The sequence below is a fragment of the Fructilactobacillus sp. X7R9C1 genome (assembly GCF_059901005.1).
Genome location: NZ_JBWXVG010000013.1, coordinates 1 through 14,362, shown reverse-complemented (window position 1 = coordinate 14,362; position 14,362 = coordinate 1). Strand labels below are relative to the sequence as shown.

Sequence of the window (14,362 nt, the reverse complement as noted above, 5' to 3'; positions counted from 1 at the left end):
ATGACAGAAAAAATCGCAGTACTCGGTGCAGGATCATGGGGCAGCATGCTCGCCGATATTTTAGTTGAAAATGGGCATGAAGTTAAAATTTGGTCGAAAAGCAAGGAACAGGTGGATGAGTTAAATAATCAGCACACTAATTCCCATTACATCAAGAACTTTACCTTTCCAAAAGAGATGAAAGCTTATGCTGACATGGAAGAGGCACTTAAAGGAGCCGATGATGTTTTATTCATTGTTCCATCACAAGCAACTCGTTCGGTTGCAAATCAAGCTAACAAAATTTTGGGCAAGTTAGAAATGAAACCATATATCATCCATGGAAGTAAGGGCATTGAAAAGGGTACCTATGATCGAATGTCTCAGGTATTGCAAGAAGAAATTGATCCTCAAAATCGTAAGTCGATTTCAGCCCTTTCTGGACCTAGTCAAGCTGAAGATGTTGCTAGACGTGATATTACCTTAGTTACGGTTGCGAGCGATGATATGCCATCTGCTGAGCATTTTCAAAAATTATTCATGAATGATTATTTCAGAATTTATACTAATAACGACATTATTGGGGTTGAACTTGGTGGAGCTTTGAAAAATATTATTGCATTAGGAGCTGGAGCCTTGGTAGGTTTGGGTTACGGTGATAATGCAAAAGCAGCCCTCATGACCCGTGGTATTGCGGAAATATCACGTTTAGGTGTATCATTTGGTGCGGACCCATTAACTTTTAGCGGATTGTCTGGTGTAGGTGACGTGATTGTCACCGCAACTAGTTCTGATTCTCGCAATTGGCGGGCTGGTTATCAGCTCGGCAAGGGTAAGAAATTGGATGACGTTGTTAAAGACATGGGCATGGTGATCGAGGGAATCGACACCAATCAAGCTGCATTTGAATTATCAAAACAACGTGGGGTAGAAATGCCCATTACATCCGCAATTCATGCAGTAATTAATAATGAAGAAACCGTTTCTGACGCGATTTCTAATTTAATGTCTAGAGAGGGACGTTCAGAACAAGGTTAATTCTAAAAGGGGTATATAAGAAGATGAAAAAAGTAACTAAAGCTGTTATTCCTGCCGCTGGCTTAGGAACAAGATTTTTACCTGAAACGAAAGCACTTCCAAAGGAAATGTTACCAATTGTTGATATTCCAACCATTCAATACATTGTTGAAGAAGCTAAGGCTTCTGGAATCAAAGACATTGTCATTGTGATTGGTAAGGGCAAGCGTGCCATTGAAGATCATTTTGATTCAAACGTAATGCTTGAAGAAAACCTTGAAAAAAAGGGTAAAGAAAAGATGCTCAAGTCAATTCAGAAGACTAATGATATGAACATTTACTTTATTAGACAATCTTATCCACGTGGACTTGGCGACGCTGTTTTAACGGCCAAAAGTTTCATTGGAAATGATCCATTTGTGGTTATGCTTGGAGACGACTTGATGGAAGATACGACTCCGCTCACCAAACAATTGATGAATAGTTACGAAAAGACGGGAGCTTCAACCCTTGCCGTTATGAAAGTCCCTCATAAAGAGACTTCTAAATACGGAGTAATTGAACCAGTTAGCGAGGTTTCAAAGGGACTTTATAATGTGAGAAACTTCGTTGAAAAGCCAGATCCTAAGGACGCTCCTAGTGATTTAGCAATTATTGGACGTTACTTGTTAACTCCACAGATTTTTGACGTTTTGGAACACACTAAGCCAGGTAAGGGGAATGAAGTTCAGCTAACCGATGCCATCAATACCTTAAATCAAACTCAAAGAGTGTTTGCTCATGAGTTTAAGGGTGATCGTTACGATACCGGCAATAAGCTTAGCTGGCTTGAGACTAACATTACCTTTGGTTTAAAACACCCTGAAATTGAGCAAGAATTACGTGAATACATTAAGAACCTTGGTCAAAAGCTGACTAAGGAAGACGAACAACAGAAAAATTAGATTAAAATGCCGACTTTTGCCGGCATTTTTTATTTTGAAGTATAATGATTAAACATTTAATTCAGTTTATGATAATATAATTTTGTACAATTGATATTAGTCAAGGAGGTTTTTGGTTATGAAAATTAAATTAGGTGGACTACCAGTATCATGGTTAATGGGTGATGATCAACCAAAGGTTGGCGATTATCTACCAAAATTTACCGTAAAAAATGCTGAAGGGAAAGATGTTACGACTGATGATTTAAAGGGTCAGACAACGTTGATTAGTGTGGTTCCTAACTTAAAGACAAAGGTATGTAGTTTAGAAACTGCTCGTTTTAACCAGGAAGCATCAAAGTTTAAAGGAATTAAATTTGTTACTATTTCAAATAACCCAATTGAATACCAAAAAAATTGGTGTGCCGCTCACGGTGTCAATAACATGGAAATTCTTTCTGATTTTAATGGTTCATTTGGAAAAGCTATGCACTTATACATCCCGGCTTTTGGTCACTTAGCTCGGGTGGTTTACTTGGTAAATGCTGAAGGCAAAATTTTGTATTGCCAAGCAGTTCCAGAAATTACTCATCAACCAAACTACGAACCAGTTCTTGACGAGTTAAAGAAAGTAACAAACAATAAATAATGATTGAGGCGATATAATGGCAAAAAAGTATGATGTAATTGTAATCGGTGCTGGTCCAGCCGGAATGACGGCAGCATTGTATGCATCACGAGCCGAACTATCTGTATTAATGCTTGATCGTGGGATCTATGGTGGACAGATGAACAACACCGCCGAAATTGAGAATTATCCCGGATTTAAATCAGTCTTAGGACCAGATCTATCTAAAAAAATGTACGATGGGAGTACTCAATTTGGTGCTGAGTATGGCTACGGAACCGTTACTGGCATTGACATTGATGGCGATAAGCGGATTGTTAAGACTGAAGACGGTGACTATGAGGCTCCTTCTGTAATTATTGGTGCTGGTTCTGAGTACAAGAAACTCGGAGTTCCCGGTGAGCAAGACTACAGTGGGAAAGGTGTTTCTTACTGTGCGGTTTGTGATGGCGCCTTCTTTAAAGGCGAAGACGTTGTTGTCGTTGGTGGCGGTGACTCTGCGATTGAGGAAGCTACTTATCTATCCAATATCGTAAAGCACGTTACGGTCATTCACAGACGTGATCAACTTCGGGCCCAGAAGATTCTACAGAAGCGTGCCTTTGATAAGGACAATATCGATTTTGTCTGGAACAGTAACGTTACTGATATTGAAGGTGACGGTCAAAAAGTAACCGGGGTTGCGGTTAAAAACAACCAGACTGGTGAAACCACTAATATTAAAGCTTCTGGTGTGTTTATTTACGTTGGTATTTTACCAATGACAGCTGCCTTCAAAAACCTTGGCATCACAGATGAACAAGGTTGGATCGACACGGATGATGAAATGAAAACTAAGATACCTGGTGTCTTTGCGGTTGGTGACGTGCGAAAGAAACACTTACGTCAAATTACGACTGCAGTCGGCGATGGCGGAACTGCAGGTCAAGGTGTTTTCAATTACGTTGAAGAGCTTAAAACTAAAGATTAAACGAAAAAAGAGCAGAGTCGATCTGCTCTTTTTGTATGGAAGCTTTGGTCTAATTGCTTTGCGAAAGTATGTTCGTATGCTAGAATTATTATAAGTAACGGGAGAAAGTTAATACTTTCTCCTTTTTTTCCGAGTTTAAGAAGAGGTGCCAATATGATTAAAAAAACGAATAATAATTTTGACCTAGTTTCGAAATTTACTCCAACTGGTGATCAACCCGAGGCTATTAAGGAATTGACTCAAGGAATTAAGAATGGAGATCGTGATCAGGTCCTTTTGGGTGCAACTGGAACAGGTAAAACCTACACGATGGCAAATGTCATTAAAAACATTAATAAGCCTACGCTGGTTTTATCTCACAATAAAACTTTAGCTGGGCAACTTTATAGCGAGTTGAAACAACTGTTTCCTAATAATGCCGTTGAGTACTTTGTGAGTTATTATGATTTTTATCAGCCTGAGGCCTATGTTCCTTCCAGTGATACCTATATTGAAAAGGATGCTTCTATTAATGACGAGATTGACCAACTTCGACACGCTGCAACCAGTGCTCTACTAGAACGAAATGATGTGATTGTCGTTGCTTCGGTTTCTTCAATCTTCGGATTAGGAAGTCCAAAAGAGTACCAAGACCACACCGTGTCGTTACACGTTGGGCAACAACTAGAGCGTGATGTCTTTTTGCGTCAACTAGTTAACATTCAGTTTGATAGAAATGATATTGATTTTCAACGTGGTCGCTTTCGTGTACATGGTGATGTAGTAGAAGTCTTTCCGGCTTCTAGAAATGAACATGCCTATCGGATCGAATTTTTCGGTGACGAGATTGACCGAATTACTGAAGTTGACACGTTGACTGGTGAAGTTATCGGTGAACGAAAACAGATTACGATTTTTCCTGCCACTCACTTCTTGACTAATAAGGAAACGATGGATGTGGCTTTACCTGAAATCAAGGATGAAATGGTAAAACAGGTTGCTAACTTTGAGAAAAAGGGCAAACTACTTGAAGCTCAAAGATTAAAACAAAGAACTACCTATGACATTGAAATGATGCGTGAAATGGGATATACAACTGGGATTGAGAATTATTCTCGTTATATGGACCGCAGAAAACCTGGCGAAGCTCCATACACATTATTGGACTTTTTCCCCAAAGATTATTTAATGTTCATTGATGAATCACATCGAACGGTTCCTCAAATCGGTGGAATGTTTAACGGTGATAAGGCTAGAAAGCAGCAATTAATTGATTATGGATTTAGACTTCCCAGCGCGCTTGATAATCGACCATTAAAGTTACCTGAGTTTGAAAAACGGGTTAATCAAGTGGTTTATATGTCAGCCACTCCGGGTCCATATGAAGAGGACAAGACTAATCACGTTGTCCAACAAATTATTCGTCCAACTGGACTACTTGATCCAACCGTTGAAGTTCGTCCCACGAAAGATCAAATGGATGATTTGGTTGGTGAAATCAATAAACGAGTTCAAAATAACGAGCGTACCTTCGTTACGACCTTAACCAAGAAGATGGCAGAAGATTTAACCGATTATCTAAAAGATTTGGGAATTAAAGTGAAATACTTGCACAGTGATATTAAAACCCTCGAAAGAACCCAAATTTTACGTGATTTGCGTTTGGGTAAGTTTGATGTTTTAGTTGGAATTAACCTGTTGCGTGAAGGGATTGACGTTCCCGAAACATCATTGATTGCAATCTTGGATGCTGATAAGGAAGGCTTTTTGCGTGACAAACGTTCCCTTGTACAAACAATTGGAAGAGCAGCTCGTAATTCACACGGACATGTTATTATGTACGCGGACAACGTTACCGATTCGATGAAGTACGCGATGGATGAAACTGCCCGTCGTCGTTCCATTCAGATGAAGTACAATCAGGAACACAACATTACCCCTAAGACCATTATCAAACCAATTCCTAAGGCCATTTCTGCGTATAAACAGGGCGAGAAAAACAACGATGATAATACTAATGGAAGCTTTGTTGAATCCGATTTTGACCAAATGAGTGCTAAGGATCAAAAGGAAATGATTGATAATTTAGAGGACGAAATGAGAGCGGCAGCCAAAAAACTTGATTTTGAGCAAGCTGCTAACTTAAGGGATACCGTGATGCAGCTTAAGGGTGAGAAAAAGAAAAAGTGAGGTGGTTAGATGGCAAATGACGTCATTAAAATTAAAGGCGCCCGTGAACATAATCTAAAAGACGTAAATGTTGATGTCCCCAAGAATAAAATGGTGGTAATGACCGGTTTATCTGGTTCAGGTAAGAGTTCTTTAGCTTTTGATACCCTTTACGCTGAAGGTCAACGCCGTTATGTCCAAAGTCTTTCCTCTTATGCTAGACAATTTTTGGGTCAAATGGATAAACCTGACGTTGATTCGATTGAGGGACTTAGTCCAGCCATTTCAATTGATCAGAAAACAACTTCAAAAAATCCTCGTTCAACCGTTGGAACTGTCACTGAGATTAATGATTATTTACGTTTATTGTGGGCAAGAGTGGGGACGCCAATTTGTCCAAATGATGGAACGGTCATTACTAGTCAATCCGTCGATCAAATGATTGACGAAATCATGGCCCTCCCTGAACGAACTAAATTGCAGATTATGTCACCAGTTGTCCGTGATAAAAAGGGACAACATAAAAAAGTTTTTGAAAAAATTAAGCGCGAAGGTTTCGTCAGAGTCCGAGTAGATGGTGAAATCCATGATGCGACCGAAGATTTTGATTTAGATAAAAATAAGCGTCACAATATTGACGTGGTGGTTGACCGAATTGTCGTTAGAGACGGGATTAATTCACGATTGTCAGATTCACTTGAGACAGCTTTACGTCTAAGTGACGGATATGCCATTGCCGACTTTCTTGGTAAGCGAGAGCCGATGGTGTTTTCGGAACATTACTCTTGTCCTATTTGTGGTTTTACGGTTGGGAAACTTGAACCACGTCTTTTTTCATTTAATGCCCCATATGGAGCATGTCCTGAGTGTGATGGATTAGGAGTTAAGTTGGAAGTCGATAACGATTTAGTGGTCCCAGATCAAGATAAGACGCTTAATGAGGGAGCAATTGAACCATGGAATCCAATTAGCTCAAAATACTATCCAGCAATGTTAGAGCAGGCTTGTAAAGCCTTTAATATTGATATGGATACTCCATACCGTAAATTACCAAAGAAACAGCGTGATCTATTGATGAATGGTTCCAAGGGGAAAACGTTCCATTTTCACTACAAGAGTGATTTTGGTGGAGTTCGTGATGTTGATGCTCCCTTTGAAGGAGTCCTTAACAACGTTAAACGCCGTTATCATGAAACCAACAGTAATTTCACTCGAGAACAAATGGAAAAGTACATGACAGAATTAACTTGTCAGACTTGTCATGGGTACCGATTAAACGAAAAGGCTTTGGCAGTTAAGATTAATGGCAAACACATTGGAGAAGTTTCTGATATGAATATTGCCGATGAACGCCAATTCTTTAGTAAACTTACTTTTGGTGAACAAGATACGGTTGTGGCTCATCCAATTATTAAGGAAATCTGTGATCGACTGGAATTTTTGGAAAACGTTGGATTGAACTATTTGACTCTGTCTAGATCAGCCCGAACGCTTTCTGGTGGTGAAGCACAGAGAATTCGACTTGCAACCCAGATTGGTTCAAATCTCTCAGGAATTTTGTATGTACTTGATGAACCATCCATTGGTCTTCATCAGCGTGATAATGATCGCTTAATTAAGTCCCTGAAAAAGATGCGTGATCTAGGAAATACGTTGGTTATCGTTGAACATGATTCAGATACGATGCGTTCGGCCGATTATTTAATCGATGTTGGTCCAGGAGCTGGAGAGAAGGGTGGTAAGATTGTTGCCACCGGGACTCCAGAACAAGTGGCTCAAAATCCGAAATCATTAACTGGTCAATATCTCTCTGGAAAGAAGTTTATTCCCGTTCCTTTAAAACGACGAAAGGGGAACGGCAAAAACGTTACCCTAAAGGGTGCTTTAGAAAATAATCTCAAAGACATTACCGTTAAATTTCCACTTGGTAAGTTTGACGTGGTGACGGGGGTTTCTGGTTCCGGAAAGTCTACGTTGGTTAATGATATCTTAAAACGAGCTTTGGCCCAGAAGCTGAATCATAATTCGGAAAAACCAGGCAAGTATAAATCAATCACTGGATGGAAGAACATTGAAAAACTAGTAAGTATTGATCAAAGTCCGATTGGCCGAACCCCTCGAAGTAATCCAGCTACATACACTGGAGTCTTTGATGATATTCGGGGCTTGTTTGCCCAAACTAACGAGGCCAAGCTTCGCGGTTATAAAAAGGGACGGTTTAGTTTTAACATCAAGGGTGGTCGTTGTGAGACTTGTCATGGTGATGGAATCTTGAAGATTGAGATGAACTTTCTACCCGATGTTTACGTTCCGTGTGAAGTTTGTCATGGAAAACGGTATAATTCTGAAACGCTTGAGATTCAATACAAGGGAAAAAATATCGCTGAAGTTCTTGACATGACCGTGAATGAGTCGTTAGAGTTTTTCAAAGCCATCCCAAAGATTACGCGAAAGTTGCAGACCATTTCTGACGTGGGACTTGGTTACGTGAAATTAGGTCAACCAGCTAATACCTTGTCAGGTGGAGAAGCACAACGAATGAAGTTAGCTTCTGAACTCCATAAGCGTTCAACTGGAAATAACTTTTATATTCTTGACGAACCCACTACGGGACTTCATACTGACGACATTAAGCGATTAATTGGGGTCCTTTCTAAACTTGTTGATAAGGGAAATACCGTTCTGATCATTGAACACAATTTAAACGTTATTAAAGAGGCTGACCACGTGATCGACCTCGGTCCAGAAGGTGGCGCTGCCGGCGGATATGTGGTTGGAACCGGAACACCAGAACAGATTGTTAAACTGAAAAATAGTTATACCGGTGAGTATTTAAAACCAGTCTTAGAGCGTGATACTAAGCGAACCATTGAAGCCCAACAGCATCAGCAAAAGTAGATGTGGTAAAATATGGTTGAAACAAACTATTGGAGGTCATATTTATGATGTACGAAGATAAAAAATGGGGATTTGATTGGTTTGAATGTCTATTTGGCGTTGTCTTATTATTAGCCGCTGTTTTGATGTTCTTCCACCCAACTACAAGTGCTGCTGTTTTGGCGATCATATTCGCCGTCGTTGCATTAGTTGCCGGGGTAAAATCAATTTGGGTCTATCGAAAGTTAAGTCAAGAAATTGGCTATCGAAGTTTTACGATGTTAATTGGTGGTGCGATTGAAATCTTGTTAGCACTATTGTTCCTGTTTAACGTTCATGCCGGGACCTTTACCCTAGGGATCCTATTTGCAGTTTGGATTCTGGTTTACTCAATCTGTCAGTTGATTGTAGTTGATCACATTCGTAAGTTTAACGGTGGGGTCTTCTGGACGTCACTTGTTTTTGATCTTATTACACTATTTTTAGGAATTTTCTTACTGTTAGACCCAAGTCTAGCTGCTAAGGTTTTAGCTATAATTGTGGGAATTGTTCTGTTAGTGGCAGGAATTAACATGATTATGCTGGCATTTGCTCATAAACTATAAAATTAATTAAGACACCTTAAATTAATGAGGTGTCTTTTTTTGGATTAATTCTTAATTAATATCTTAATGGGGGGGAGAAGTCTTTACTAGTTATTATTTTACAGGCATGATACTATTATATTGAATTATTAATCAATATTAGGAGGGTCATTATGAAGAATTTACTTTTAGGTTTTAGTTTGGGTGCAAACATCGTGTTAGGTTACTTAGTACTTGAAGATCGTTATGATTTAGACGATATTGCTGATCGCATCGATAACTTGAGTGACGTTGCCCAAGGTAAGGCACAGCAAATTAAGGGTGCTATCTCTGGTGACACCATGGATAAGATCAAAGGTGACCTACAAAGCAGTAAGGGGAACTTTATGAACAAAGCCCAAGATGTTAAAGATGACATCGACAGTGACCTTGATAACGAATAATTAGATAGGAAAAAAGCGATTTGCAATAATAAAGCGTCGTATAATATTTAGATTTTTTATATAAATCTATACTTCTAAGGATTCATACCGATTTAAATTGGTATGAATCCTTTTTTTTAGAAATTCGTTTATCATCAAACCGTTTGAAGAGAGTTATTCACTAGCGAGAATTGTTCTAACTCTTTCGGGTAATTAAGGCTTTTTACACATTAAGAGAATAATGAATGTGAATTTAATTATAATTAATATAATGTGATTTCTTTTATAATTTTATTCACAAGCGACCATGTAACCCACTAAGAACCAATGTTGGCAAACATCACAAGGAATGATTTTATGTTTTGCTAATGATTTATTAGTAAATTAATTTTCACGGTAATTCTCACATAGTGCGATTAAACGGGGGCTGGCGGAGCATCTTGTTGCTATACTTGGCGTCGAATTTGACTGTCATTTTCATTATGCACAATCACTAATTAACATTTAAAATTATTATTAGGAAAAAGTAAGAATTACGTTGCTATCATTGGACATACACGGCTAATGTTACAAAACCATTACGATTTTTCATTTTATTTACACACAATGAGAAACAATTACCTATATGCATTGGTTAATCGTGAAAAACACTGCCGTGTATGCCTTTGTTTTACTCATATTGTATAAAATACGATTGTGTTCAATTTAATTTCAGATTGTGCAATAATTACTTAAGGCCAAGTAGGCCGGTAAGTATAGATTAATTTGAAATTAGAAGGGCAGGTTTTTACTTATATGTTTAATCGTGATAGCAAAACACATTATAAGATGTATAAAGCTGGTAAACGATGGCTGTTCAGCGCCATTACAGTCACGATGTTTTCAGCCGGGATTTCAGGCGGAATCCTTATGTCTAACCAACATAATGTGAAAGCGGACGTTACTAACAACGCTCAGATGAATTCACAAAATAGTGATTCGTCTGATAAATCTGATAAACAAGTAACAGTACCGCAAAATCAGACTACCAATGATCCGGCAACTGATCAGAACGTCACCAAGAGTGATGAGGCAGCAAATACACAGGCTAATTCATCACAAAATAAGTCTTCTGATCAAAACATAGCCAAAAATAATGACACCACATCAGATAAGCAAGCTGACTCTGATGCCACTAAAAATGACAACACTACCAATCAAAAGGCCGATTCAGCAAAAGACCAAGCAACTGACCAAGACGCCACCAAGAACGACGATGCTTCTAACCAGAAGAAAGATGCCACACAGGATCAATCAACTGATAAAAAAGCTGACTCTGATGCCACTAAACAAGACGCAACTAAGAATGATGACACGACTAATAAAGTAGCCAATGCATTAAAAGATCAATCAGCTGATCAAAATTCCGATCAGAAAGCAACTACAAGTGATAACGCAGTAAACAAGCAAGACGCTGCGGTAGATGCTAACCAAAAGGCTGATGATCAAGCAGCAGCCATGAAGCAAACGGCGGCAGCTTTAGCCACCGATGATGGTCAAGCTAAAGTTGCAACTACCAATCTTGCCGAAAGACAACCATTCAACGTTGACATGCAAGATCCAGATTATAAGACACTAGGAGTTCCTTGGGTCGATCCTGATGAAGAGCACTATACTTACGGATATGTAAGTGTTAATGCCCCAGAAGGCACAACCAAAGTTAAGTGGTTAGTTTGGTCAACTGATCGTAATGGTGATGGAACTGTTTATGTAAACGAAATTGATGCTGATGGTAATGTAATTGGAACTTATCTATTAAAGGATAATGGTACAACTTTGTCTTCCACTAACGTTGATGGATTGCATTACTACAAGTGGGATGATCATAATACTGGAGTTGGTTTCAATGCCGACCAACCAGATGGTTATTCACTTATTAAAGAGTGGTTCTATAACAATTCTAGTGATAGTGCTGTTCCACTTGGTCAGATGTCAATTATAACTCCAGAGGTTGTTGATCAAGTAGTTACATGGACTAACCGTGATACCGGGCAAGTAATGGTTACTAAAACTTACAAGGGAATTGCTGGTCAACATTATACGATAAGTGGATTACCACCAGAAATCCCAACCACTTATTATATTTCTACACAACCTACTAACGCGTCCGGCTCTGTTTCAAACTTTGGTGTTCCTGGTACTGTGTGGACTGAATATTATAGAGAGGGTTATCGTCTTGTTTATACTGAGACTGATGATCATGGTGGTATGAAAGTTCAACTCTTTGATAAAGATGGTAATTTAATTCAAGGTAGTGATGGTCAAGATACTTATTACATTGATGCAAATTATATGTATGATCCTGCTAACAAGCAGTATTCTTGGAGTATTGATGGATACGGTAGAATTATCCTTTTGTCAATTTATGTGCCACAATCACGGAAAATTGACTTTGGAGTTGCTCAACTGGGAAAATTAGTTCCAGTTGATTCCAATGGCAATCCAATTGACAATGGATCCCATGATGTTCCATACGAAACGCAACCAGACGATCCTACTAAAGCACAACAACCTCAATTACCCAATATTCCTGGCATGATTCCAATGGACCCCCATGATCCAAGTCAACCATTAAAACCAGGTCCAGATGGGACCTATCCATACCCAATTACGGATCCCGGTTCAGACACTAAGGTCCCTTATGGCCCCGCTACCAGTCAAGTGACTGATAATAGTGGTCAAGGTACCATTACCGTTCACTACAAGGATGCTAACGGCAACACTGTTTCACCAGATAAGCAAGTCAGCGTTCCATTTACTAGAACTGGTACTAGAGATAATGAGACTGGTAACATCACTTGGGGCGACTGGGAACCAGTTGGCAATGCTAATCAAGTAATCACTTCACCAGAGGTTCCTAATATGACTCCTGATCAGCCAACGGTTACTGGTCATGCCACTGAAGGTAAAGATGATGTTCATACCGTTATCTACAGTGACACCCTAACAACAGTAACTGATAATAGTGGTAAAGGAACCGTGACCGTTCACTATGTTGATGTTAACGGCAAGACCATGGCAAAGGATCAAGTTGTTACCGTTCCATTTACTAGAACGGGGACTAAGAACGAAAAGACTGGTTCAATTACTTGGGGTGACTGGAAGCCAGCCGATAACGCTAACCCAGTTATTAATTCTCCCAAAATTACTGGTTACACACCAAGTCAAGCTAGTGTAACGGGTGATGCTGCTGAAGGAAAAGACGATGTTCATACCGTTGTCTACACTGCCAATGAAGAACAAGCTCATGTTGAATACATTGACCAAGATAATGGCAATAAAGTTCTAGTAACTGATAACTTAAACGGCAAGTTCGGTAGTCAATCTGATTACAGCACTGCGGATCGAATTGCTAGTTACGAAGCTCAAGGCTACGAGTTGGTATCCGACGGATACCCAAGTGGTTACAAATTTGGCGACAATAATCCCACCTTCCAAGTTGTCTTAAAGCACAAGACCAAAGAAGTTACGCCAGATAACCCCGGAAACCCAGGTCAACCAGTGGATCCAAACAACCCAACGGGACCGAAGTATCCTGATGGCACTAGCAAGGACAACTTGACTAAGTCCATTACGAGAACCATCCACTACGTTTACGCCGATGGCAGTAAAGCCGCAGATGACCAAGTAGAAACGGTTACGTTCAACAGAACCGCCACTTTTGATGAAGTAACTGGTGAGATAACTTATGGTGCTTGGACATCTGACAACGATGTCTTTAGCTCGGTTGATTCACCAGCCATTACGGGCTACACTCCTGATCAAGCGACCGTTGGTTCCGAAACTGCCACCGCTGACACGAAGAATTCAGACGTTAAAGTCACATACACTGCTAACGATGAGCAAGCTCACGTTCAGTACATTGACCAAGATGACAATAACCGAGTTATTACCACTGACAATCTAACTGGTAAGTTTGGTTCTAAGTCAGATTACTCAACCAAGGGTGAAATCGCTAAGCTAGAGGCTCAAGGCTACGAATTAGTCACTGACGGCTATCCAAATGGCTACGAATTTAATACCGATAATCCAACTTTCAAGGTTATCTTTAAGCACAAGACCAAGACGGTTACACCGGATAACCCTGGCCAACCGGGACAACCAGTTGATCCAGATAACCCAACGGGACCAAAGTACCCAGACGGAACTGGTGTAAATGACTTGACTAAGAACATTACGAGAACGGTGCACTACGTCTACGCTGACGGTAGTAAGGCCGCTAACGATCAAGTTGAGACGGTTACCTACACTCGAACTGCCACCTTCGATCAAGTAACTGGCAAGATTATCAGTTACGGCGACTGGACTACTAAGAATGCGGTCTTTAGCTCAATTGATTCTCCTGAAATTACGGGATATACTCCTGATAAAGCAACTGTTGGTGCTTTAACTACTACTGCCGACTCAACCGACTCGACTGATACGGTTACCTACACTGCCAATGAAGAACAAGCTCATGTTCAATACATTGACCAAGATGACAACAACCGAGTTATTACCACTGACAATCTAACTGGTAAGTTTGGTTCTAAGTCGGATTACTCAACCAAGGATGAAATCGCTAAGCTAGAGGCTCAAGGCTATGAATTAGTCACTGACGGTTATCCAAATGGCTACGAATTTAATACCGATAACCCAACCTTCAAGGTTGTCTTGAAACACAAGATGAAGACGGTTACCCCTGACAACCCAGGAACTCCAGGACAACCAATTGATCCAAATAACCCAACGGGACCAAAATATCCTGATGGAACTAGTAAAGATAACTTAACCAA

Annotated in this window: 9 protein-coding genes; all 9 read left to right on the top strand. The window is 39.8% G+C overall.

Annotated elements, in window-relative coordinates; genetic code table 11:
• Positions 1-1,017, top strand: coding sequence for an NAD(P)H-dependent glycerol-3-phosphate dehydrogenase (locus AC6UD0_RS06610; RefSeq protein ID WP_500706801.1), 1,017 nt, complete (start codon positions 1-3; stop codon positions 1,015-1,017).
• A gap of 23 nt (positions 1,018-1,040) precedes the next feature.
• Positions 1,041-1,940: a UTP--glucose-1-phosphate uridylyltransferase GalU gene (gene galU / locus AC6UD0_RS06605; RefSeq protein WP_500694438.1), complete on the top strand. Its 900-nt coding sequence runs from the start codon at positions 1,041-1,043 to the stop codon at positions 1,938-1,940.
• A 118-nt stretch (positions 1,941-2,058) separates the two neighbouring features.
• The gene (locus AC6UD0_RS06600; protein WP_500694437.1) at positions 2,059-2,568 is read left to right on the top strand and encodes a thiol peroxidase; all 510 of its coding nucleotides are present in this window, start codon (positions 2,059-2,061) and stop codon (positions 2,566-2,568) included.
• Positions 2,569-2,584: 16 nt separating this feature from the next.
• Positions 2,585-3,517 (top strand): thioredoxin-disulfide reductase, encoded by a 933-nt coding sequence (gene trxB, locus AC6UD0_RS06595; RefSeq protein WP_500699851.1) that lies wholly within the window; start codon positions 2,585-2,587, stop codon positions 3,515-3,517.
• Between the two features lie 153 nt (positions 3,518-3,670).
• The gene (uvrB, locus tag AC6UD0_RS06590) at positions 3,671-5,686 is read left to right on the top strand and encodes an excinuclease ABC subunit UvrB (RefSeq protein ID WP_500694435.1); all 2,016 of its coding nucleotides are present in this window, start codon (positions 3,671-3,673) and stop codon (positions 5,684-5,686) included.
• Positions 5,687-5,695: 9 nt separating this feature from the next.
• Positions 5,696-8,563 carry an excinuclease ABC subunit UvrA gene (uvrA, locus tag AC6UD0_RS06585; RefSeq protein ID WP_500706800.1) on the top strand — a complete coding sequence of 956 codons (2,868 nt, stop codon included), beginning with the start codon at positions 5,696-5,698 and terminating at the stop codon, positions 8,561-8,563.
• A gap of 44 nt (positions 8,564-8,607) precedes the next feature.
• On the top strand, positions 8,608-9,147 hold the full coding sequence (locus tag AC6UD0_RS06580; protein ID WP_500696117.1) for an HdeD family acid-resistance protein: 540 nt from the start codon (positions 8,608-8,610) through the stop codon (positions 9,145-9,147).
• Between the two features lie 152 nt (positions 9,148-9,299).
• Positions 9,300-9,569, top strand: a complete 270-nt coding sequence (locus AC6UD0_RS06575; protein ID WP_500694432.1) for a CsbD family protein — start codon at positions 9,300-9,302, stop codon at positions 9,567-9,569.
• 774 nt (positions 9,570-10,343) lie between these two features.
• A partial coding sequence (locus tag AC6UD0_RS06570) for a mucin-binding protein (RefSeq protein ID WP_500708528.1) occupies positions 10,344-14,362 on the top strand: 4,019 nt, incomplete at its 3' end.